General features: G+C 59.4%; 21 protein-coding genes and 1 pseudogene. All 22 read right to left on the reverse strand.

Features of this window, described 5'->3' with window-relative positions; translation table 11 throughout:
- Entirely contained in the window at positions 1-1,293 is a 1,293-nt protein-coding gene (gene tcuC / locus AB4N43_RS29290) for an MFS transporter (RefSeq protein WP_027923562.1), read from the reverse strand.
- Between the two features lie 475 nt (positions 1,294-1,768).
- Entirely contained in the window at positions 1,769-2,998 is a 1,230-nt protein-coding gene (locus AB4N43_RS29295; protein WP_027923563.1) for a hypothetical protein, read from the reverse strand.
- A 389-nt stretch (positions 2,999-3,387) separates the two neighbouring features.
- Positions 3,388-4,347 (reverse strand): PDR/VanB family oxidoreductase, encoded by a 960-nt coding sequence (locus AB4N43_RS29300; RefSeq protein ID WP_027923564.1) that lies wholly within the window; start codon positions 4,345-4,347, stop codon positions 3,388-3,390.
- A gap of 3 nt (positions 4,348-4,350) precedes the next feature.
- Complete coding sequence (locus AB4N43_RS29305; RefSeq protein WP_027923565.1) at positions 4,351-4,788, reverse strand: Rid family hydrolase; 438 nt, start codon at positions 4,786-4,788, stop codon at positions 4,351-4,353.
- Positions 4,785-5,819, reverse strand: a complete 1,035-nt coding sequence (locus AB4N43_RS29310) for an aromatic ring-hydroxylating oxygenase subunit alpha (RefSeq protein ID WP_027923566.1) — start codon at positions 5,817-5,819, stop codon at positions 4,785-4,787. Before AB4N43_RS29310 ends, AB4N43_RS29305 begins: the two co-directional genes overlap by 4 nt.
- Positions 5,820-5,840: 21 nt before the next feature.
- The gene (locus AB4N43_RS29315) at positions 5,841-6,068 is read right to left on the reverse strand and encodes a recombinase-like helix-turn-helix domain-containing protein (protein WP_027923567.1); all 228 of its coding nucleotides are present in this window, start codon (positions 6,066-6,068) and stop codon (positions 5,841-5,843) included.
- A 1-nt stretch (position 6,069) separates the two neighbouring features.
- Positions 6,070-6,387, reverse strand: a complete 318-nt coding sequence (locus AB4N43_RS29320) for a hypothetical protein (RefSeq protein ID WP_460152573.1) — start codon at positions 6,385-6,387, stop codon at positions 6,070-6,072.
- Positions 6,388-6,401: 14 nt separating this feature from the next.
- The gene (locus AB4N43_RS29325) at positions 6,402-7,544 is read right to left on the reverse strand and encodes an FAD-dependent monooxygenase (RefSeq protein WP_460152575.1); all 1,143 of its coding nucleotides are present in this window, start codon (positions 7,542-7,544) and stop codon (positions 6,402-6,404) included.
- 13 nt (positions 7,545-7,557) lie between these two features.
- A complete protein-coding gene (locus tag AB4N43_RS29330) occupies positions 7,558-8,523 on the reverse strand; it encodes a VOC family protein (RefSeq protein ID WP_460152577.1) in 966 nt (321 codons plus the stop codon).
- Entirely contained in the window at positions 8,520-10,016 is a 1,497-nt protein-coding gene (locus AB4N43_RS29335; protein WP_460152579.1) for an aldehyde dehydrogenase, read from the reverse strand. Before AB4N43_RS29335 ends, AB4N43_RS29330 begins: the two co-directional genes overlap by 4 nt.
- 10 nt (positions 10,017-10,026) lie before the next feature.
- Positions 10,027-10,830 carry an aspartate dehydrogenase gene (locus AB4N43_RS29340; RefSeq protein ID WP_027923572.1) on the reverse strand — a complete coding sequence of 268 codons (804 nt, stop codon included), beginning with the start codon at positions 10,828-10,830 and terminating at the stop codon, positions 10,027-10,029.
- 10 nt (positions 10,831-10,840) lie between these two features.
- Complete coding sequence (locus tag AB4N43_RS29345; protein ID WP_027923573.1) at positions 10,841-12,523, reverse strand: thiamine pyrophosphate-binding protein; 1,683 nt, start codon at positions 12,521-12,523, stop codon at positions 10,841-10,843.
- Positions 12,516-13,313: an SDR family oxidoreductase gene (locus tag AB4N43_RS29350; RefSeq protein WP_027923574.1), complete on the reverse strand. Its 798-nt coding sequence runs from the start codon at positions 13,311-13,313 to the stop codon at positions 12,516-12,518. The genes AB4N43_RS29345 and AB4N43_RS29350 overlap by 8 nt, the downstream gene beginning before the upstream one ends.
- A gap of 1 nt (position 13,314) precedes the next feature.
- On the reverse strand, positions 13,315-14,148 hold the full coding sequence (locus AB4N43_RS29355; protein ID WP_027923575.1) for an IclR family transcriptional regulator: 834 nt from the start codon (positions 14,146-14,148) through the stop codon (positions 13,315-13,317).
- A complete protein-coding gene (locus tag AB4N43_RS29360) occupies positions 14,145-15,029 on the reverse strand; it encodes an alpha/beta fold hydrolase (RefSeq protein WP_460152581.1) in 885 nt (294 codons plus the stop codon). Before AB4N43_RS29360 ends, AB4N43_RS29355 begins: the two co-directional genes overlap by 4 nt.
- Positions 15,030-15,033: 4 nt before the next feature.
- The gene (locus tag AB4N43_RS29365) at positions 15,034-15,573 is read right to left on the reverse strand and encodes a cupin domain-containing protein (protein WP_027923577.1); all 540 of its coding nucleotides are present in this window, start codon (positions 15,571-15,573) and stop codon (positions 15,034-15,036) included.
- 18 nt (positions 15,574-15,591) lie between these two features.
- Positions 15,592-16,359: an SDR family oxidoreductase gene (locus tag AB4N43_RS29370; RefSeq protein ID WP_172825941.1), complete on the reverse strand. Its 768-nt coding sequence runs from the start codon at positions 16,357-16,359 to the stop codon at positions 15,592-15,594.
- Positions 16,356-17,132 carry an ABC transporter permease gene (locus AB4N43_RS29375; RefSeq protein WP_027923579.1) on the reverse strand — a complete coding sequence of 259 codons (777 nt, stop codon included), beginning with the start codon at positions 17,130-17,132 and terminating at the stop codon, positions 16,356-16,358. The genes AB4N43_RS29370 and AB4N43_RS29375 overlap by 4 nt, the downstream gene beginning before the upstream one ends.
- Before the next feature lie 28 nt (positions 17,133-17,160).
- Entirely contained in the window at positions 17,161-18,162 is a 1,002-nt protein-coding gene (locus AB4N43_RS29380) for an ABC transporter substrate-binding protein (protein ID WP_027923580.1), read from the reverse strand.
- Between the two features lie 39 nt (positions 18,163-18,201).
- Positions 18,202-19,038 (reverse strand): ABC transporter ATP-binding protein, encoded by an 837-nt coding sequence (locus AB4N43_RS29385; RefSeq protein ID WP_050590200.1) that lies wholly within the window; start codon positions 19,036-19,038, stop codon positions 18,202-18,204.
- A 409-nt stretch (positions 19,039-19,447) separates the two neighbouring features.
- Positions 19,448-19,636: pseudogene (locus tag AB4N43_RS29390) on the reverse strand (aromatic alcohol reductase); the annotation flags it as partial.
- A gap of 513 nt (positions 19,637-20,149) precedes the next feature.
- Positions 20,150-21,685, reverse strand: a complete 1,536-nt coding sequence (locus AB4N43_RS29395) for a diguanylate cyclase (protein ID WP_460152584.1) — start codon at positions 21,683-21,685, stop codon at positions 20,150-20,152.
- Between the last annotated feature and the right edge of the window lie 409 nt (positions 21,686-22,094).

Here is a 22,094-nt window from a genome sequence, read left to right on the forward strand (position 1 = left end):
TCAAGACATCGCCGGTTGCAGGCGGCCGGTGGAGCGGCGGTAGAGATACAGCGTCGCGCACAAGGCACAGAGTGCGGCGAAACTCATCCAGTAACCGGGTGCGGCCTTGTCGCCGGTGTACTGGATCAGGAAGGTCGACATCGCCGGAGTGAAACCCCCGAACACTGCCGTGGCCAGGCTATACGCCAGTGAAAAGCCGGCAACACGGACTTCGACCGGCATGATTTCGGTGAGCGCCGCAATCATCGCGCCGTTGTACAAACCGTAAATGAACGACAACCACAGTAAGACCAACAGCATGTTGACGAAGCTTGGCGCGTTGACCAGATAAGTCAGCGCTGGATACGCCGTGGCGAGGGTTAACAGCGCCATGGCGATCAGCACTGGACGCCGACCGATGCGGTCAGACAATGCGCCGCCAATGGGTAACCAGAAGAAGTTCGAAACACCCACCAGCAGGGTCACCAATAACGCATCGGACGTACTCAGGTGCAGCACGGTTTTGCCGAAGGTTGGCGCGTACACGGTGATCAGGTAAAAAGCCGTGGTGGTGAGGGCGACCATCATCATCCCGGCGAACACGATGACCCAGTTCTGCGCGAGGGTGCGGAACACATCGCCCATACTCGGCCGATGTTTGCGCGCTTCGAACTCCTTTGTTTCTTCGAGGTTACGGCGCAGGAAAAAAATGAACGGCACGATCATGCAACCGACGAAAAACGGAATCCGCCAGCCCCAATCGGCAATCATTGCGGGCGCCATCCACTGATTCAACCCGTAACCCAAAGCCGCCGCGACGATAATTGCCACTTGCTGGCTGGCCGACTGCCAACTGGTGAAGAAACCTTTGTTGCCCGCCGTGGCGATCTCCGAGAGGTACACCGAGACGCCCCCCATTTCCGCACCGGCCGAGAAGCCTTGCAGCAAGCGACCGATCAGTACGATAGCGGGCGCAAATAACCCGATGGTTTCGTAACCGGGCACCAACACAATGAGAATCGTGCCGCTGGCCATAATCGACAGCGTCACGATCAACCCTTTGCGCCGACCCACATCGTCGATGTAAGCACCGAGTACCACCGCGCCCAACGGACGCATCAGGAAACCCGCGCCAAACACCGCGAAGGTCATCATCAGGGAGGCAAACTCACTACTGGCCGGGAAGAACACAGCTGCAATCTGCGTAGCGTAAAAACCGAAAAGGAAGAAATCGAACTGTTCGAGGAAGTTGCCCGAGGTAACCCGGAAAATGGCACTGGCGCGTGAACGCCCGGAAGGGTTTGATGTTGTCATTGACCTGTACTCCACCGCTTTTATGACGTGCGCTGCCTGGACGCGGCGCACGGTTCTTATTAGGGCGAATGGTGGAACAGGATGATCGATATGATAAGTGCATTGTTGGCATGCATTAATGCGCGAAACAGATCAATGCGAGCGAAGGAGAGGGTCGGTAAACGTAGAATCCGATCTCGTCGACGCGACTGCTAAACATGGGACTGGGGAAAAAGAGACAAGAGTAGGCTGGAGCTTACGAAGTCGTTTGCAAAATATCTATGGCCGATGTCGGTGCAAACGTCATCACCCTGCAGGTGACGGCCTCTAGCCGAAAAAAGACGTAGGCTGAGCGTTCGCTAATGGGCGAATTCTGCCGGTCGCGACCGGCAGTAAACGATCCAATGCAATCAGCCGAATCAGGACGTAGAGTTGCCGAAACATTACGTCTGCCGACGGATTTATCGCAGCCGTAACAGCGGCCATAAGGCAGGCATTAGAAGTAATACCCAATGTTGATATTGGTCCGGTAGTACCAGGTATTGCTGCCAACCGAACTGGTATTGGTAAAGCCCGTACCGTTTTCCGCGCCGCCATAGGGGTTGGCGTTTTTTGCCCAGGTCAGATCGACCCACGCCATGATCGGCATGGCCAGGAACTGTGCGCCGACAGTGTACATCTGCGAGTCGTCCCAACCGCTCTTGTCTTTCATCATGCGACTGTAGTCGTTGTAGAGCTTGATCTTCTTCAATTGCCCCAGTTTCGGCGTCGGGATGTCATAGCCGACGTTCAGCGAAGCAATGGTGGCCTTGGAGGCAATCAGATACGCGGGCGTCAGGCCGTTACCGCCCATCAGCACCGAGTCGTTGCTGACACCGGTAGGGTTTTTAGGGTCGTACTCGTAGCGAATGCCTTGGGTGGAGACGGTCCACGCGCCGGCGTTGATGATGGCGTGGATACCGCCGGCCCAGTAATCGCCGTCGTCTTTGGTGGTGGCGTTGTAAAGCTGGGCGGTGGCCACCGACGCGCCGATTTCGGTTTTCCAGCCGTCATTAATAAAGGTCCGCGCGACCCGGGCGTTGATCTGGTTGTGTTTCTCGTTGTCCTGGCGCGACTGGGTGAAGGGGATCGCATTGTCCTTGAGGTCGGCGTAACGCCCGATTTCCGGCGAGTAGCGAATGTCGGAAGGCAACATGCGCGGGAAGTACCCCAGTTGCAGATCCCAGTCCTGATCCTTGTAGCTGTATTTCAGGCCTGTGCCGGCGCTGACGCCATAGCCCATGAAGAAGGGCAGGTGATAGCTCCAGCCAAATTGTGGATAGGGTTCCAGACCAAACGGTTTGAATGGAGCGCCCAGTTGCAGGTTTGAGTTGCTGTTCAGGCGGTAGCCGACGAAGCCCCGGTCGATGGAGCGTTTGCCGTCATCCTGAAACCAGTAGCCGACATCACTGTAGAGATTTTTGTAGGTCGCCTGTACGTCGACACGGAAGGTGTCGAAGAGAAAACGCCCGTTGTTTTCGGTGGTGTCCCAATGCTCGTCGCGGTAGTTGGTTCGCAGGGCACCACCGATGTCCAGACTGCTTTCGCCATCGTCGCTGCGCCAAGCGATATGCGGAAACGGCTTTTTACCGGTAGTCGATGTCACGGGCGCGGCGGGACCGGGTTCACCGGCGAAGCTCACGCAACTGCTCATCATCAGTCCCATACATATAAGGTAATGCTTCATGTTGACTCCGCTGCTCAATTGAACGCTACAAAGTGACTGGCAACACTTTTCCGTTCGCCTTAACAGTGGCGATGGGTGGATAACGGCGAGTGTTGCTTTGATTAAGTGCGTTTCTGTTTTTGTTGTTTTATGGGTAATACGGCGTATGGCCTATGAACTCAGGGTTACCTGAGCAGAAACTATGCCAACTGCCAAAAGTCTGTTGGGTGCTTAAAAACTCAATAAAAACAATTGTTTATATGGGAAACATATTTGTTTGTATTGCCCATGAAACAGGCGCGTCGAGGGGTAACGAAACTGCACGTTCAGTGTGCGTTTTTTATTTCACGCGCATAAAAAAGGCCGACATATCTGTCGGCCTGTTTAACCCTGGAAACTTGATACTCGCGTTATAGATCCAGGACCAATCGCCGACTCTTGCAACCCGACACACACACCATCATGGATTTGTTGGCCGCACGTTCGGCTTTGGTCAGCACGCCGTCCCGGTGGTCGACATCACCTTCCAGTACGCGTGTTTCGCACGACCCGCAGACCCCTTCGCGACAGCTGTACTCGATGTCGCAACCCGCCTCAAGCAGTACGTCGAGCAAACTCAAACCCGGCTCGATCGACAGTGTCTTGCCGGTTTTTTTCAGCTCGACGCTGTAGCTGCTCTGCGCGTCTTCAGACGGCGGCAGTTCTGCCGCCGTGAAACGCTCGATATGCGCATGAGGGTAACCGAGGCCTTCGCAGGTACTTTCGAAAGCATCGAGCATCGGCGTCGGGCCGCAGCAATAGAAGTGCGTATCGCTCGGCTGACCCGCCAGGTAGGCGCTCAGGTCTGGCGGCATGCCCTTTTCATCGTTGAAGTGATAGACGACTTTGGCACTCAAGCCGCTGAGTTCCTCAACCAGCGCGGCTTCCTGTCGCGAGCGGGCGCAGTAGATCAACTCGGCGGATTTTCCCAGCGCCAGCAGTTGCCGGAACATGCAGTAGATCGGCGTGATACCGATACCGCCAGCCACCAGCACGCTATGTCTGGCACTGAGGTCGAGCTGGAAATTATTGCGCGGCGACGAGATTGGCAGTTGCATGCCGACCCGCAGCTGCGCATGCACAAATTCCGAGCCGCCACGGCTGTTGCGATCTCGCAGGATGCCGATCACATAACGGCCTTGATCGCTTGGCGAGTTGAGCAGTGAATAACTGCGCACCAGTCCGTTGGGTAAGTGCAAATCGATGTGCGAGCCGGCTTCAAACGGGGCGAACACCGTGTCGCCAAACGGCCGCAACTCGACGCTGATGATGCCTTCGGCTTCGTAGCGCAGTGTGTGCACGCGAGCGGTGAGGGGGGAGGAATGGGACATCGGTCACCTCTTTTCGACAGTACGCAAATCGAGATCGAGACGCGCGCCGGCCTCGATCTCCACCCGCAGTTCGGGAAACACCAGCGCGCTCACTTCAACCAGCGTGGAGGTAGGAAAAACCGCCTGACCTTCGAAGAAGTCACGCCGTGCGCGACCCACTTCGTCCTTGTCGGCGATCTCGGTGACATACACCGTCAGCCGGTAAATGTTGCCGATATGCCCACCCGCCGCCTCGACCAGCGCCCGGACTTTGTTCAACACGACCAGTGTCTGGGCGTAGGCATCGAGCGGCGCGTCTGCCACAACGGCCAGGCGTGTAGCGGGATGGCCGGTCATGCCGGACATCACCACTTCATTGCCGATCAGCAAGGCATTCGACCAGGTGGCGCTGGCCGGCTCGATCAACGAGCCGGCCTGAACACGTTGCACGGCTGCGTTCATGGCACCTGCTTCGCGTCGATCAGCTCCAGTTGGGCCTTGGCCGCGTTTTTCAGGTAGCGACGCAGACGCACCACACCCAAGTCATGCTGGTAGAGGTTTTCCCGCTGGTTGGCGTCCGGTTCCATGAACTCGAGCAGCACCCGGTCCTGTTCCAGCACTGCCCAGTGGCGTGCTTCCAGGCGGTTTTTGTAGAGGAAACGCCAGGTATCGCGCTGCCAGCCGGTCAGTGGACGGCAACGCCAGTGGAACACCGCGGACAAGGAGCGGCTGCTCGGCGTGTAGCTGCCGATGATGGTGAAGTTGCCGCCCGGGCCGCCGGTTTTCGGATAGGGGATTTCCAGGCGCAGCCAGTGGCAGCCGTTATCCATGAACTCGGTCCAGTCGAAATTCACCCCGCGCTGGCCTTCTTTCTCGAAGAAGAAACCGTTGTCGGTGTCGCGGGTGACGAACTTGGCGGTGGCTTCGCCTTCGCTCATGGAGTGCGACATCTTGTGCAGGTAGGTGCCGTGCATCGGGTCCATGACGTTGTCGATGACGTAGCGATAATCGCCTTTCCATTCTGTGTAGCAGAGGAAGCTGCTCCATTCGGGGGAGGTCAGTTGCTCTGGCAGGACCAGCTCCGGAGGGGTGTCCACGTGCGGATCTGCAGCGTTGTACAGAAAGATCGCGCCAGCGGCTTCACGGGTGTGAAACATGCGTGTCGGGCGGCTGCCTTCAAGCTTGCAACCAGGGCTGCCGGGGACTTTGGTGACGGTGCCGTCACAGCGCACTTCGACGCCGTGATAAGGGCATTGCAGACGGTCACCCAGCACCGGTCCCTGGGACAGCGGCGCGCCGCGATGAGGGCAATGATCTTCAAGGGCATGGACGCTGCCGTCATTGTCGCGCCACAGGGCGATTTTGTAGCCCAGACGGCGAATTGACACCGGTTTTTCGCCCAATTGATCGGAGGGCAGGACCGGGAACCAAAGGTTTTTCAACCCGTTGGCCAAGAGGTTTTCAGCTGGATCGACGGTTGTATTCATGTTCATTTCTTATTGTCCTCCGGCGGGTCATTCGCCCAGCCGAGCCATCAGGGTTTTATAGGCGTCTGCTGTCCACTCTCCGGTGGTCAGCGGGCAGGGCGGCCCGGCCAGATTCAGGTGCGCGAGCAGATCGGGCAATTCGGTCACTCCGTTGCCGAAGGCGCGCTCGATGGAGTCGCCGAGCAACTCTTCGAACTGGGTGTTCGGACGTTTGCGGGCCTGATGGGGCTCCAGGTAGGGTTCGGTATTGCTCATCTCATTGATCTCCGTTACGTACCCGTTCGCGGATCATTTCGCGCACGGGAATAAAGTCATACGTCGGGAAAACTTCGGTGCTGAACACGCCCCAGGCCGACCGTTCGAGCTCGACGTTGAGGGTCGGCAGCAGACTCGGCGGCAACCGCAGGGTGACGATCTGGCCCAGGCCCATGGCCACGGTCCAGGACACCACCTCGACGCCTTGCGGGGGAAACCGTTCCCACCAGTCCTGCTGCTTCATGTGCCGCTGAATGTCTTCCAGGTTCTTTGATTGGTCGTGCTTGAGCAGTACGGTCACCAGCAAGGATTTGCTCATGGCTGCGGTCCTGCTCACGCCACGTTCGGCATCGGCACGGCCCAGGCGTCATAGCCATAAACCCAGTCGGCGTTACCGCCGTCCTTGAGCCATTGGTTGCCGCGCGAGCCGATCTGGATCTGGCTGGTGCGTTGCAACCGCGCCTGCTGATAAGCCTGCAGGGCATCGGCGATTTGCGCGGTGCCGGTCAGGTCTTGCAAATGGCGAGCGAGCACCACCGCATCTTCGATCGCCTGGCCGGCGCCCTGAGCCATGAACGGCATCATCGGATGGCAGGCATCGCCCAGCAGCGTCATCGCCCCTTTGGACCAGAACGGTAGCGGATCGCGTTCATACAGCGCGGTCTTGAGCACCTCGTTGCACGCATCCAACAGAGCGCGAGCATCCGGGTGGAAGTCCTGATAATGGCTACGCAACTCGTCGGCATCGCCGGCGCTGGTCCAGGACTCTTCATGCCAGCTGTCTTGAGCGGTGGTAGCGAAGATGAAAATGTCCCGACCCTGGTTCAGCGGAAACGTCACGATCTGGCTTTCCGGTGTCGGGCCCCACCATTTAGTGAACGCCTGAATGTTCGGCACATGGGCCACGCGTTCGGCAGGTACGACGGCGCGGTAAGCGACCACTCCGGTAAAGCGCGGTTGCTCATCACCGAACAGCGCATTACGCACTACCGAATGGATGCCATCCGCACCGATCAACAGATCGGTGAAGTGACGGCTGCCATCCTTGAAGCGCAACTCGATGCCGTCGGCGGTTTGCACGACGTGGTCGGCGCGTTTGCCAAACTGCACCTGTTCTGGTGGAAAGACGTCCGCCAGCGCGGCCAGCAGATCGGCGCGGTGAATGGTCAGTTGCGGTGCACCGTATTTCTGTTCGGCGGCATCGGACATTTCCAGGCGCGAAGATTCCTCGCCGCTGTCCCACAGGCGACTGATCCGGTGCGTTGGACGAGCGGCCGGAATGCGCACGGCGGCGCCCACCCCAAGACCATCCAGAGCACGCACGGCATTAGGGGTCAGGTTGATATCGGCACCGACCCGCAAAAAGGCTTTCGACTGTTCGAATACGGTGACGTTATGGCCTGCGCGATGCAGGGCGATGGCGGCGGTCAGGCCGCCGATTCCGGCACCGGCGATAGCGATATTCAGCGAAGACATGGACGACTCCTGCTCAGGATTTCGGTTTGTCGGTGAGGAACTTGCCTTGCGGCGCTTCGACATGTTGCTGGCGACGGGTATTGCCATCGATGCCGCCGGCAATCGCCCACTCAGCGAACATCGTCGGGCCCGGCTCGAAGTCCCGTGGCTGCCATTCGCCGGTCAGTTGGTCTTCGTCGGCGTAGTACTCGACCAGGGCGCCGGCCGGGTTCTTGAAGTACCAGAAGAACGCCGAAGACACCGGGTGTCGGCCCGGGCCGATTTCCGTGGCCCAGCCGCGGCGGGAGATGTGCATGCCGCCGCCGAACACTTCGTGCACATCGCGCACGGTGAAGGCGACGTGGTTCAAGCCGGCACGAGGGGCGGGCAGTTGCAGCATGAACAGGTCGTGGTGGCCACCTTCTTCGGCGGTGCGCAGGAACGCTCCGCGATCCGGATAACGGTCCGAGGCCTGGAAGCCGAAGCGCTCGTGATAGAAGGCTTCGCAGGCATTCACGTCCTTGACGAAAAACACCACATGACCGACTTCGATCGGCGTGGCGCGGTCGTAGATCGGCGCGGCTTTGTTGATCCGGCCTTTGGTCTGCCAGGTGTTATGGCCGCTGCACTCGATCTCCAGGTCACGTTTGCGGGTCACCTGCAGGCGGATTGCCAGGCCGTTAGGGTCGGTGCAACCGATGCGGCCATCGGCTTCTATGAAGCCCGGATCGTTGGCGATTCGTTCGCCATAAAGCTTCAAGTCGGCGTCGCTTTCGACGCCCCACACCACTTCGCGCACGGTTGAACCGGCTTCGATGGCAGGTGGCAAACCGGCCTTGTTGATGTCGGCGAGCACCACGCGGCAACCGTTGAGGGTTTCGAAGATCACTTCATCAGGCTGCTCGCTGACTTTAGTCAGGCCCCAGTCGCTGAAAAAACGCACGCTGGTGTCGAGGTCCTCGACGCCGTAGGTGACTTCATCAATGCCTAAAACGCTCATAACCCAACCTCTCGTTGCGCACCGGCCCAGGCCAGTGGCTGTTCATTCATGCCCCAATAAAGGCTTTTCTGTTCCATGTACTGCAGGATGCCGAGGCGACCTTTTTCACGGCCCAGACCGCTGTCGCGCCAGCCGCCGAACGGTGTGGAAATCGAGAACTGTTTGTAGGTGTTGATCCACACCGTACCGGCCTGAATTTTTCGGCCCAGTGCCCAGGCGCGTTTGTAGTCGTGCGTCCAGATGCCGGCGGCGAGGGCGTACAGGCTGTCGTTGGCCTGTTCGAGCAATTGCGCTTCGTCATCGAAGGGCATCGCCACCAAAACGGGGCCGAAGATCTCTTCCTGACAAACCTGTTGGCTGTTGTTCAGGCCTTCGAGGATGGTCGGCGGGTAGTAATAACCCTGGTCGTACACGCCGCCGCTCGGACGTTTGCCACCGAGCAGCAGGCGTCCACCTTCGGCCAGCCCCAGAGCCACATAACGCTCCACCGAGTCGCGGTGGCCGGCGCTGATCAACGGACCCATTTGGGTACGTTCATCGGCCGGATCACCGACGCGCAGTTCGGCCGCAGCGGCCACCAGGCGCGACATGAACGGCTCATACAGCGCGCGGGCGACGAACAACCGCGAGCCGGCGATGCAGGCTTCGCCCGAAGAGCTGAAGATGCCGTACAGCACACCCGCCACCGCGTGGTCGAGGTCGGCGTCGTCGAGGACGATGGTCGGTGATTTGCCGCCCAGTTCCAGCGACACCGGCATCATCTTGTCGGCGGCGATGTGGGCAATGTGCTTGCCGGTTTTGGTGCCGCCGGTGAACGACACGCGCTTGACCAACGGATGACGGGTCAGCGCATCACCGAGCAGTGAACCTTTACCCGGCAGCACACTGAGCAGGCCTTTAGGCAAGCCTGCGTCTTCGCAGATGCGCGCCAGTTGCAGGGCCATCAACGGGGTGATTTCCGCCGGTTTGATCACCACCGCGTTGCCCGCTGCCAGCGCCGGAGCGACCTTCTGCGCCTCGCTGGCAATCGGCGAGTTCCACGGGGTGATCGCGGCGATCACGCCCATCGGTTCGTACACACTCATGCTGACGAAATCACCACGGGACGGCGTGATGGTTTCTTCGAGGGTTTCACAGGCCGAAGCGAAGAACTGGAATGTGCCGGCGGCGCTGGCCACCAGGGCACGGGTTTCGTTGATCGGTTTGCCGTTGTCCTGGCGCTGCAATTGCGCCAGTTCCTCGCTGCGCTCACGGATCAGCTCGGCGATGCGGTAAAGCACGCTGGCCCGTTCGTGAGGTTTGCGCTGCGCCCAGCCGCTGTGCAAAAACGCCTGATGGGCGCCTTGCACGGCGTCTTCAACGTCGTCGACACTGGCGGCATTCAGCCAGGCGACGGCTTCGCCCGTGGCGGGGTAGCACGTGGCATAACGCTCGCCGCGACCGAGGCGCCAGTCGCCGGCAATGCAGATCGGTAAAGTCTGTTCGAGAGTCATCGACGGTCCCCTAAATCGAAATCGCGTGGGCGTGGTTGCCCAGGGCGCGGACGACGCTGTAAACGGTCAGCGCCGAGGTCTTCGGGTTGGCCAGCAGCGGTTTGCCACGCAAGCTCAGTTCGAAACCGCCAAAAGCGCCGCGAGCCTCGAAGTGATGGACGTTCTCCTCGCTCAGCGGATCGGCGATCAGCGTCACATGGGTGCGATCCAGGCCGAGCCCGGCCAGCGACAAGGTCGCGGCGACGTTGGCGTTTTTTGGATAGAGCCGTGCCGCTTCCCGGGCGCTGCCCTGAAAAATCACCGTGGCTTCGGTAATGTTGTCCAGGTCACAGGCCTGTTCAGCGGGGGTGTTTTTCCAGGCTTTAGCCGGTTTGCGGCCGGTGTAATTGACCGAATCCAGCCCGCCGACTTTGGCCGCCGACAAGGCGTCGATGCCGCCGATAGCGCCGGGCAGCAACTCGATGCGGGTCTGGCCGCGTTCGGCTGCTGCTTCCAAGCGTTCAACCAGGCCAACTTCGGACAGCGCGCCGACCGAGACGATCAGGCAGGCAATGCCACGTTCCAGCGCCGGCAACACATGTTCTTCGATGGCGCGGTGGCCGGCGCACTCGACCAATAGGTCCGGGCGGGCGTCGGCCGGTAAGGCGGTCAGCACCTGCGGTGGTTGCTTGAAACTGGCCAGCCGCTGGCGCACCAATTCTTCAGACCCGGTCGAAGCGATGACGTAGTCAACGCACAGCTGCGGGTCCTTCTCCAATAGTTCGAGCACGCCGACGCCAATGGCGCCGCAGCCGATCATGGTGATATGCAACATGACGAAGTCCTCAGGCCGTGGCTTTTTGCGCTTTGGTTTCGCTGTTGGGCGGACCGGCGAACTGGGTAGCGAAGCTGCCGACGGCGAGCATGTCCACTTCCAGCAGGAACGGGCCGGGTTGAGCCAGTGCGCCGTCGACCACGCGGCCGAAATCCTTCAGGTCGGTGACCAGGCCGTGGCGCAGGTTCAGCGATTCCGCCAGCTTGGAATAATCCGGGGTGTGCAGGTCGACGTAGCAGTGACGGCTGCCGTAGACCGCGTCCTGAATGTTGCGGATCACGCCGTAGCGCTGGTCGTTCATCAGCAGAATCACCACGTTGGCTTTTTCTTGCACCAGCGTCGCCAGTTCGCCGAGGTTGAGGATAAAACCGCCGTCACCGGCCAGGGTGAAGACTTTGCGCTCAGGGGCTGTTTCAGCCGCAGCGACTGCCGCGCCGATGCCCATCGACAGGCCCTGGCCAATGCCGCCGCCGAGGGCATGCACGCCAGCTCGCGGGTGGAACAGGGTCAGCAGGCGGTTGCCCCAGATGCTGTTGGACAGCGTGACGTCGCGTACCCAGGAGAAATTGCGCCCGGTGATGGCTTGCAGCTGTTCGACCATGGCCGAGTACGGGCCGAGGTCGGCGATCAGTTGCGTGCGGGACTTTTCGCGCACTTGCTTGAGCTCGGCAAGGAAGGTCGGATCGATTTGCAGCCGACCTTCCAGACGATCCGCCAGACCTTCAAGTGCTAGCGCCGAGTCGCCACAGATGAACAGTTCGCTGTTATAGCTGCGACCTTCGATGGCCGGGTTGGCGTCGATGCGCAAAGTGTTGCGTGGCAATTTCAACGCGTACTTGAAGGTTTCATTGCTGCGCAGACGGGAGCCGGCGATCAGCAAGGCATCGCAGCTTTGCAGGAACTGCTCGACCAGTTTGTTTTGCGAGAACGCGCCGAGGCAGCGTTCGTCATCTTCGTTGACCACACCGCGACCCTGGGTCGAGGTGATCACGCCGACGCCCATGTCCAGCAGGCGTTTGACTTGAGGCCCGGCGTGTCGTGCGCCGCCGCCGAGCCATAGCAATGGACGGGTGGCGGTGGCCAGTCGTTCGGCCACCAGGTCCAGCGCTTCGGGCGCGGGGACGGCCACTGGGATTGGCAGCGGCGAGAGGTCGGTCGGCATCGTGATAAAGGTCGACTGGATGTCGATCGGGATTTCCACGCTGACCGGCCCGGTGGGAGCGGTCAGCGCAGTCTGCACGGCCAGCTTCATGGTGCTGATGGCGGTTTCGACACTGCGCACACGGAACGCAGCCTTCGATACAGCCTTGAGCATGGTCAGTTGGTCGCGGGCTTCGTGGATGTAGGCGAATTCCTGATCCAGGTACGGTGTTTCGATCTGCCCGGTGATGTGCAGCAGCGGTGTGCCGGCGGTCAACGCTTCGACCATGGCGCCTGCGGCGTTGCCGGCTGCGGTGCCGGTGGATGTCAGGCAGACACCGAGGCCGCCGGTGGTGCGGGCATAGGCGTCGGCCATATTAGTGGCGCCGGCTTCCCCACGAGCCATGACGAAGCGGATATTTCCGCGAACGGCGAAGGCATCGAGGATCGGCATGTTGTGGATCGAGATCACGCCGAACGCGGCCTTGACGTCGCACTGCTCGAGAAACGCGGTGATGGCAGCGCCAACGGTGACAGTATTTTCATTACGCATGACGAGACAGGCCTCCAGAAACATCGATATGGCTGCCTGTGGTGTAAGCCGACAGAGGCGAGGCCAGAAACAGGATCGCGCGGGCCGCTTCAATCGGCAGGCCCAGACGCCCCAAGGGAATGTGTTTTTGTTGCGCGAGCCGGGCGGTCCATTGGGTCCAGTCCAGGTCCCGCTCTTCGCGGGCCTCGAAACGTCGGCGCCATTGCCCGGACTCAACCAGGCCAATGAGGATGCCGTTGACCCGAATACCCTGACCGGCAAATTCGGTGGCCATCGAGCGCACCAGGTTCATGACCCCGGCGCGAGCGGCCGAGGTGGCGACCATGTGCGGCTCCGGCTGGCTGGCCAGCAGCGAGTTGACGCAGACGATGGCCGCGTTCGGCTGGCGTTGCAGCTGTGCCATGAAGGCGTGGACCGGGTTGATCACCGAGAAGAACTTCAGGTTCAACTCTTCGGTCCAGGCGCTGTCGGTGGTGTCGGCGAAGGTCGACACCCGACCTTGCCCGGCGTTGTTGATCAACACGCTGGCCGGGCCCAATGCGGCCAGACTGGCGGCGGCAAACGCCTTGACTGAGTCCGCATCGAGCACGTTGCAAACTTGGGTGAGCAGCCGTGCTTCGGGGAAGCGTTGACGCAATTCGGTTTCAGCGTTGCGCAACCGGTTTTCGTCCCGGCCGCAAAAGGCCACGGCCGCGCCGGCTTCGAGCAATAACTCGACGCAGGCCAGGCCAATGCCCGAAGAGCCGCCGGTGACAATCGCGGTGCTGTCTTGCAGTTGATAAAGGCTCATCTCAATCCCTCATCAATGCAGTGACGCGGTGCCCGTCATGGGCAGCAGCGCTGTTGTAGTTGAGCAGCCGCGACAGTTCGTCGGCGCTACGGCGCACTTGCAGGAGCAACTCGTTGAAGTTGACGTGAGCGATCTGTGCGGTCGGGATCGTGACGCCCAGCGCGGCGACGATCCTGCTCGTCTCATCGCGCACCGGGGCGGCAACGGTCGAGATCGTTGACTCGAAGAAGCCTTCGCTGCTGACGAAACCGCGCTGGCGGTCAGCCTGAACCAGGTCGAACAGTTCCATCACGGTTTTCGGCGTGCACGGCGAGAACTGCTCCAGATGGTCTTCCGGGTACAGCTCACGCAACTCGGCCAGCGACAAGTCTTCGAGCAGAATTCGTCCGAGGACAGTGGCGTGGGCGGGCAGGCGAGTGCCGACGTTGACCGCACTGGAGAACACTGACGGCGGCGAGACCTTGGCCACGTAAACGATCGAACGACCATCGCGCACCACCAGGTTGCTCGGGTAGTTGAGGCGGTCGCACAAGCGAGCCAGCAGCGGCTGGCCCAGTTCGGTCAGTTCCAGCGAAGCCAGGTATTCAAAGCCCAGGCGTAGCACCGACATGCCCAAGCGGTATTCATTGCCGCTGCGGGTGACAAACCCCATGGTTTCCAGGGTCGACAGCAGACGAAATATGGTCGAGCGTGGCAGTGCCAGACGCCGGGCCAGTTCTGGCGCTGTCAGCGTGCGATTGCGCCGGCTGAATTCGCAGAGCAGCAGCAGACCGCGCTCCAGGCCCGGCACGATGTATTTGTCCTGAGCGTCCTTCAGCAGATCTGAATCGTTCATAGAGATGCACCTGTCAGGGATTCTTTAATGGCAAAGGCCAGACGGCCCGCCACGACATAAGGTTGTTCAATAGGGCTGGCATGCCCGGCATCGGCAATCAGGTTGAACGTGGCGCCCAACGCCTTGGCCAGGGTCAGGCAGCTTTCGGGCGCGGTGATGCCGTCGGCTTCGCCGCAATGCACTTCGCAAGGCATCGACAGCGGTGGGTGCCGCAGCAGGTCATCGCTGCACAGCAGTTCAATGGCCTGGCGATAGCCATCGGGATTGAGCCGCGCCATGTTCCATCGCACCCAGGCCAGTGCTTTCGGGCTGGCGGCGGGTGAAAGCATGTAGGGACTGCGTTGCTCGGCCATCTGCTGAATGCTCAGTTGTTCCAGGGCACGCAGGCGTTTGTTGCGCACTTCCTGACGCTGCAACGCGCGTGATGGATGGCCATAGCCTTGGGCCGGGCTGATCAAGACCAGCCGGCTGATCCGTTGCTGCTGCACGCCGCTGGCGAACGCCGTGGCGGTAATCGCGCCCAGGGAATGACCCACCAGCACACAGCGCTGGATGCCCAGTGCGTCGAGCAGTTGCAGCAGTCGTTCGGCGTAGTCCGAAGCGTCGGGGGCCAGCGTTCTCAGCGGCGTGGAATCACCGTAGCCGGGCGCGTCCCAGGCAATCACCCGGGCGCTCTGGCCAAGCTCCTGCGCCACCTCTAACCACGACGCCGAGCCTGAGCCGATCCCGTGCAACAACACAATGGCCGGCCCGGCCCCGCATTCGCGAAAGGCTTGGCGACCGCCGGCGATCTCCAGCGTACGCACCGGAAAGTTCAGGGCCAGTTGTGCCTGGAGGTCAGCCGTGAGCGGCGAAACGAGATTATCGATGGCGTACGACATGGGCTTATCCGCGCTTGATCGAGGCCAGAGGGTGTTCTGGCGGGTAGGTCGGGGTCAGCGGTTTTTTCGCGCCGAGCATCACGCACATCAGCGCGTCTTCATCGCCGATGTTGATCTCTTCGCGGTACACGCCGGGCGGCACGGAAATCACGTCGCGGTCGGTGAGGATGGTTTCGAAGCGCTCGCCGTCCTTTTCGATGATCACTTTGAGTTTGCCGCGCAGCACGAAGAACACTTCTTCAACGTCAGTGTGCAGGTGCGGCGGGCCTTCATGACCGGCCGGAATCACCATGGTCGAGAACGTGAAATTCTCCGACGGGATGGTGTTCATGTCGGTGCTCACGCCGGTGCCGCCGGTGCCGATGTAGCGCATTTGCGCACGACGGAATTTCGGATCGTAGTCGGCCTGGAACTTCAGCGCGTTCCAGTCGTACTTGCGCGTGTCATAGCGAGCGATGCGGGTTTTCATCCAGCTTTCGAGATCGCTGCCGGCTGGCTGTTCCCAGCTTTTCGGGGTGTCTTGCTGTGCTGATAAATCGGTCATGGCTGTCTCCAGATCAAGTCAAGGCATGACGAACCCGCCGTTGACCGGCAAGGTTTGTCCAGTGATGAAACGGGCGAGGTCGGACAGCGCGAACAACACGGCGCCGCTGACGTCTTCGGGAAGTTGTGGGCGTTGAATGGCCCGGTGATCGTTGTACAAACGGTGACGTGCTTCGGGCACGTAGGCGGTCGCTTCGACCAGCACCAGGCCCGGCGCGATGGCGTTGACCGTGATGTTGTCGGTGCCCAGTTCGCGGGCCAGGCTGCGGGTCATCGCGATGATTGCGCCCTTGCTGGCGACATAGGCCAGCAGGTTGGGCGCACCCCACAGAGGCGTGTCCGACGCCAGGTTGACGATGGCGCCATGACCGCTGGCGCGCAGGGCCGGCAGACACGCCTTGGTCATCAGCCAGGTGCCGCGCACGTTGACTTGCATGACCTGATCCCAGGTCTCGAGGCTCAGCTCTTCGCAGGTCTTGCCGCCGGAATTGGTGATTGAAGCGTTGTTCACCAGGCCGTCGAGGCCGCCGAGCAAGCGGGTGGCTTCAGCCACGCAGGCATCGATCGAATCGGGTTGCGCCAGATCAACTGTCACGCCATGCACGGTCAGGCCTTCGGCGACGAGTTCAGTGGCCGATTGCTGGACGCGCTCGGCAAGAATGTCGGCGATCACCACGTGGGCACCGGCGCGGCCGATGGCCTGGGCAAAGGCATAACCCAATCCGCGGGCGCCCCCGGTGACCAGGATCCGGCGGCCTTCGAGCAAACGATTGAGGGCCGTCATCATTGGGTACTCAGCATGGCTTTGGGCATGTAATGCAGAACGCGTTTCTCGGCCCAGACCACCGCGCCGTAAGAGAGCACACCGATCAGCGTGAGCATCACAATGGCGACGAATACGCCCGCGGTGTTGCCCTGACCTTCGGCATCGACCAGCAGGAATCCCAAGCCCTGGTTGCCGCCGACCAGCTCACCGACGGTGACGCCGATCACAGCCAGGGTGGAGGCAATGCGCAAGCCCGAGAACAGCGCGGCCATGGCCGATGGGAACTCCACCAGGCGGAAGATCTGCCAGCGACTGGCGTTCATGGTCCGGACCAGGTTGATCATGTCCGGGTCAACGGTGCGGATGGCCGACAGCACGTTGATCATCACCGGGAAGAACACAATCAGGATGGCAATCAGGATCTTCGGGTAAATCGTGTAGCCCAGCCACATCACGAACAGCGGGGCGAAGGCGACTTTGGGGGCGATTTGCAGGGCCAAAATGTATGGCGACAGCATGGCTTCGGCAGCGGGCGAGAGCCCGAGCGAAACACCGATCGCCACACCGAGCAGAGCGCCCAGGCCGAAGCCGACGATGATCTCGAATGCGGTGATCAAGGTATGTTGCAGCAGACCGCCGGTTTGCCACATCACCACACTTTCCTGGGCCACGCGGCTCAGGTGCGGCATGACGAATTCGGGCATGCCGAGCAGTCCCGGGCCCCATTGCCAGAGCACCAGGAACAGGATCAGCAGGGCAACGCTGCCGAGCATGGAGTTATTGAGGTTTTTCATCGTGTCGTTACCTTGTTGTCACTCGCCGTTATTGCGCAGCTGTTTGGGTGTCGATGAACTGATTGGTGTACAGGTCGTCGAGCTTCGGTTCCTGGTTGACGATGCCTTCGCTGACATAGAACGTGCGGACCGCTTCCAGCCGCGCCGGATCGATGCGACCCAGTACGGTTTGGTTGGCGTAGACGTGTTCGACGTAAAGCTTGAAGACCTTCTCCAGCGAATCTTCTTTGCCGGCGTAGGCGGGGACAGCTTTGGCGAAGGTGAGTGCCGCGGCGTGCGGGTCCTGGATGATGTCGCGCATGCCTTGCAGGGTGGCCTGGACCACGCCGCGAACAATTTCCGGGTGCGTCTTGATGGCGTCGTCCGACGCGAGAATTGCCTGGGCCATGCTTTCGAAAATTTGCGATTGCGGGATCAGTTTGATCTTCACGCCGGCTTCTTCGGCGTTGACCACCCAGTCCGGTACGCCCGCCATCGCCTGGGCTTTGTCAGCCGAGAATAACTGCCAGACGCCCGACGGGCCGGCAGCCTGGATGTTCACGTCGGTTTTGCTCAGGCCTGCTTTTCTAAGGGAGGCGAGCAAGGCGTAATAGGTGGTGTCCGAGTAGGACATCACCGTCATGGTCTTGCCCTTGAGGTCAGTGATCGAGTTGATATTTTCGGCGGCGTTGGTGGCAATCATAGTTACACCGCCGGCGCCCAGCACGGCGACGGAGCGCACCGGAATACCGTTGGCCCGCACCACAATCGGGGTATCACCCAGGGCACCGCCGAGCATGGCGTTACCGGCACCGATCTGCTTCGCCACGTCCACACCGCCCTTGGCCGCGATGAAGGTCATGTTCAGGTTCTGGGCGGCGTAGTAACCCTTTTGCTGGGCAATGATCCACGGGGCGAACGCCGGCGAGTTCGGCGGCGCCGGCAACAAGTAGGTCACGTCGGTGGGCTGCGCCTGCGCGGCGAAGGCCATGCCCAGGCCGAGCGCAATGCCGCTGGCCTGGCTGAAGCGTTGAAACAGAGACTTGAACATGCGTACTCCTGAATCGGTTGATGGCCGCAAGGGCGTTGATCAATGCAGTTCGGTGTCTTCGCCGACTTTCAGCAATTCCATCAGGCGACCGGCCAGCGGACCGATCTCCGGCAGCTTGCGGCGCTCCAGCGGGTTGTCGCGAAACGGCAGGTCGACGTTGATTTCTTCGATGATGGTGCCCGGGCGGGCACTCATGACCAGCAACCGGTCGGACATGGCGATGGCTTCGATCAGGTCATGGGTAATGAACAGGGCGGTTTTCTTTTCGTCGAACAGCATCCGCGCCATGTCCTGCTGCAGGATCATCTTGGTCTGCGCATCCAGGGCCGAGAACGGCTCGTCGAGGAACAGCACTTGCGGGTCGATGGCCAAGGTACGAGCCAGGGCTGCACGCTGCCGCATGCCGCCCGACAGCTGGAACGGGTAGTGGTCGGCAAAGCCTTGCAGGTGGCAACGATCGAGCAGATCTTTGGCCACGGCCTGACGCTTAGCGGCCGGTACACCTTGAATTTCCAGGCCCAGTTCGACATTGCGACGAATGCTGCGCCATGGCATCAGCAGGTCTTTTTGCAGCATGAAAGCAACTTGGCGAACCGGACCTGTCACCGCTTCACCGCCGACAAACACTTCGCCTTCGGAAGGTCGATAGAGGCCGGAGCCCATGTTCAGAATGGTGCTTTTGCCGCAACCGGAAGGGCCGATGATCGACACCACTTCACCGCGGCGAATCTTGAAATTGACGTCGCGAATGGCAAACGGCGCTTCGGACTTTCCTTTGGCCGGGAAACATTTGCCGACATTGCGAAATTCAATTTCGATGGGCTCCAGATCTTCCTTGGGAGCGGGTTTATTCCATTGAGGAGCGATGGCGTACATCTCGTTCACAGCCATTGGGAAGGGTCTCTGGTCTGTTTTATAGGTGATACGGTGTTTATTGCATGAACAATGCCACTGAGTTGCCCAGTTGGTTTTTTCTTAAAAAAACCTTTCTTATTATGAAGTTACGTTGAATTTCTCATTTCACGCACGTTTCATATATGAAACAAGGTTTCCTGTGTGGCACGAAATTGCACATTTGATGTGTATTACAGGGAAACTGCGAAAGGGAGGATGCTTGGTTCAGTAACGCCGAACGCGGGAACATGGCGGATTTGTTTCAAATATGAAACGAGTTACTTCATGTGCCCGTGTACTTATATAAGCAGGAGTGATTAGCGGGGAGGTAAGGGGCGTGAGGTTTACTGCGCGGATAAATACCCGATAGTTTGGTATGCCGCAGGGAGCAAGCCACACCTTTGCCTTGTGCGAACACTGCGCGGTACTTTTTGATGTGATGAGTGGGGGCTTTTTCCAGTTCCCGGATCAAGTGCGCAACCATCCAGACGTTACGTTTGAATGGACGTCCCGGGACACGTTCGAGGATGCCCGCCACCTGCCCATACGTTACGGTGTCACCAGCAAGGTAGACGATTTGGAGGTGAAGCCCACACCGGCTCATCGAACCGCAGAAGTCGAGAGCACCCAGACAATGATCGGTTGTTTGCCCACCTCAAGCGCTTCCTGAAATTGGATCGCTTGCGACTACGTGGCATGAGTGGCGCGACCGATGAGTTCATGTCGCCGGCTGGCCAAATTTATATCTCAAGGGCCACCGGTCACGGGATAGGTGCGCCTGCACTAAGCAAAAAAACTCAAACTAACCCAATAGCAGAGCAGCAAAGGTCAACGAAGAGCTGAGAAATCACTCAAGTGGTGAGTAGGCTCTCTGGCGGTGATCATGCTTGAGTTCAGGCGAGCTGAGAATCCGATTGTTTTCAACAGAAATCGGCCGATTTCAGCCCTTCCCCGAAGGACTGATTTGGGTCGTCTTCTGCCGGTCATTACCAGGGGGCGTGCTGGACAATGGGACGATGACCTGAACGCAGAGCGCGGCTGCGAAGCTATCGAGTTTTGGCTTTTGCGCCGTGACATCCGGGTAGCCGACCTGCTACATATCGGCAAGTTGGACTTGATCTCTACCACTTGATTTAGCACTGTACATCGCGGTATCAGCGCGCCGAATGAAGGCGTCAAACGATTCTGATGGAATCCACGTGGCAACGCCGAAGCTACACGTCGCCTGTCCAATATCATCAAATGGCAGGTTGCTTATTAGAGCTCGAAGCTTTTCTGCCAGTAGCCTTGTATCGTTCAGTTGGCTATCCGGGCAGATCAATGCAAACTCTTCTCCGCCTGTTCTGCACAGCAGATCGGTTTTGCGTGTTGCCGAACGTATTCGTGTGCACAACGACTTCAAAACGTTATCACCACACTGATGGCCCCAGCGGTCGTTGATGTGTTTGAAGTGATCGACGTCAAACATGATCAGCGACAGAGGGCGGTATTGCACGTTAGCCTCGATGAGCAGGCGCTCCATCAACTCTTCGAAGTGTCGGCGGTTATAGACTCCGGTCAGGTGATCGGTAATGTTCAACAACCGCAAGTCTTTCGTGCGTTCATCAACCAGCGAGAGGGCGCGGGCGCGCTGCGTAATCAACAAGTACACCATCAAGGTCAGCAGCAGCGTCAACCCAGCTCCGAACACGATAATTAGGCTGATGGACAGTGCGTAGCTGTTGGCGACCAGAAATGTTGGGCTGGGTCTAAACTGGATCAAGTAATTTTGGTCGGCTACTTTCAGTAGCCGCTGCGCGTACAGCGCTGAAGGGGCCGCAGGGGCAGCGCTCTGATAAATGTTTTCCCCTTGATGCTGCGTGTCGATCAATGAAAGTGTCACGTTCAGTCGTTGCAGACTTGGTAATGGAATGCCTTGTTCCATCAACGAAGCCAAGCGTACGGTGGAGACAACGAACCCCTGCAAATTATCATCGTTCAATGGAACCTCAGGGGACTCCTGGAATACAGGTGCGACAAAGAAAATCCCCGACTGCCCATTGGTCATTTTCAACGGTTCCGACACAACTATTTGACGTGTTTCTCGTGCCTTGCTCATCAAGGCTTGGCGACCGGGGCGAGCCAGAACATCCATGCCCGGTATTATCTTTACGTCGTCGCGCTTCAATAAGTAGAGCAATATCCAGTGTTCAGGCCGGCTGGCGAGGGGGACTTTTTCGCCGGTGACGGGATTAATTTCATGGTATGAAAAATCACGGGTGCCATTGAGAAGCGCCTTAGCGCGAAACGCTTGGAGATCCTTCTCGAGAATCCTTGGTACCCAGCTATAGGCTTCGTCCTCTTCCACTAGAGGCGTAACGAATCCCAGAAACTCCTTTTCAGTGACATCGTCGGCGTTGATAAAGAAACGCCTTACAACGTCTAGTTTCAAGACCTGAGTATTAAAGCGTCGTTGCAGGCGACTGAATCTTTCGTCGACCTCCAGTTGAAAAGCAACGCTAACGGTACGTTTCTCTGACCCTACGAACAGAATCAGCACCAAGAACGTGACGGCGACCCCAGCCAGGCACACCAGACCGCAAAGGGTCACGTCTGATGCTTTGAGTGCGTTCCGACGAGTAGACATCATTTTGTGTTCCTTGCTCATCGCCAACAACAGCGTGCAGTGACTTGGAGTACTTTTGCAGTATCGGCACGCCCGTCGTTATCTTTATAAGGACACCTTGGCCGACCCTCGGCAGCCTATCGGCCGATAGGCATATGGCAGCCAGTCTGGCAGTGCTCAGATGAGCCCAAGCTGGCAAATGGTAAAGTCGCGCAACCCGCTTTTCTGGATCTTGCTCGACCGACTGCTTTTGGCCGATTACCGATTGATTCAAGAGACAACATTGCTACCTCTTTCACCCTCCGTAGGAAGTACGTGTCAGCCCATTCAACAACACTTGAGAGCTTATGTTTAAGCACCCTCAAGGTTACGTCCTGAAAGCTACAAAACCTTGTGCCTTTGCCTACGGGTACGCCAGAATCCGCCGGCTTGT

The organism is Pseudomonas sp. S2_B07 (genome assembly GCF_054668435.1).

Coding starts and splice junctions, on each gene's coding strand:
- AB4N43_RS29340 (WP_027923572.1), bottom strand. CDS start 10,830: ATGTTGCATATCACCATGATCGGCTGCGGCGCCATTGGCGTCGGCGTG.
- AB4N43_RS29385 (WP_050590200.1), bottom strand. CDS start 19,038: ATGTACGCCATCGCTCCTCAATGGAATAAACCCGCTCCCAAGGAAGAT.
- AB4N43_RS29300 (WP_027923564.1), bottom strand. CDS start 4,347: ATGTCCCATTCCTCCCCCCTCACCGCTCGCGTGCACACACTGCGCTAC.
- tcuC (WP_027923562.1), bottom strand. CDS start 1,293: ATGACAACATCAAACCCTTCCGGGCGTTCACGCGCCAGTGCCATTTTC.
- AB4N43_RS29360 (WP_460152581.1), bottom strand. CDS start 15,029: ATGTCGTACGCCATCGATAATCTCGTTTCGCCGCTCACGGCTGACCTC.
- AB4N43_RS29375 (WP_027923579.1), bottom strand. CDS start 17,132: ATGAAAAACCTCAATAACTCCATGCTCGGCAGCGTTGCCCTGCTGATC.
- AB4N43_RS29310 (WP_027923566.1), bottom strand. CDS start 5,819: ATGAACATGAATACAACCGTCGATCCAGCTGAAAACCTCTTGGCCAAC.
- AB4N43_RS29395 (WP_460152584.1), bottom strand. CDS start 21,685: ATGATGTCTACTCGTCGGAACGCACTCAAAGCATCAGACGTGACCCTT.
- AB4N43_RS29315 (WP_027923567.1), bottom strand. CDS start 6,068: ATGAGCAATACCGAACCCTACCTGGAGCCCCATCAGGCCCGCAAACGT.
- AB4N43_RS29330 (WP_460152577.1), bottom strand. CDS start 8,523: ATGAGCGTTTTAGGCATTGATGAAGTCACCTACGGCGTCGAGGACCTC.
- AB4N43_RS29370 (WP_172825941.1), bottom strand. CDS start 16,359: ATGATGACGGCCCTCAATCGTTTGCTCGAAGGCCGCCGGATCCTGGTC.
- AB4N43_RS29380 (WP_027923580.1), bottom strand. CDS start 18,162: ATGTTCAAGTCTCTGTTTCAACGCTTCAGCCAGGCCAGCGGCATTGCG.
- AB4N43_RS29295 (WP_027923563.1), bottom strand. CDS start 2,998: ATGAAGCATTACCTTATATGTATGGGACTGATGATGAGCAGTTGCGTG.
- AB4N43_RS29335 (WP_460152579.1), bottom strand. CDS start 10,016: ATGACTCTCGAACAGACTTTACCGATCTGCATTGCCGGCGACTGGCGC.
- AB4N43_RS29350 (WP_027923574.1), bottom strand. CDS start 13,313: ATGAGCCTTTATCAACTGCAAGACAGCACCGCGATTGTCACCGGCGGC.
- AB4N43_RS29325 (WP_460152575.1), bottom strand. CDS start 7,544: ATGTCTTCGCTGAATATCGCTATCGCCGGTGCCGGAATCGGCGGCCTG.
- AB4N43_RS29305 (WP_027923565.1), bottom strand. CDS start 4,788: ATGAACGCAGCCGTGCAACGTGTTCAGGCCGGCTCGTTGATCGAGCCG.
- AB4N43_RS29355 (WP_027923575.1), bottom strand. CDS start 14,148: ATGAACGATTCAGATCTGCTGAAGGACGCTCAGGACAAATACATCGTG.
- AB4N43_RS29320 (WP_460152573.1), bottom strand. CDS start 6,387: ATGAGCAAATCCTTGCTGGTGACCGTACTGCTCAAGCACGACCAATCA.
- AB4N43_RS29365 (WP_027923577.1), bottom strand. CDS start 15,573: ATGACCGATTTATCAGCACAGCAAGACACCCCGAAAAGCTGGGAACAG.
- AB4N43_RS29345 (WP_027923573.1), bottom strand. CDS start 12,523: ATGCGTAATGAAAATACTGTCACCGTTGGCGCTGCCATCACCGCGTTT.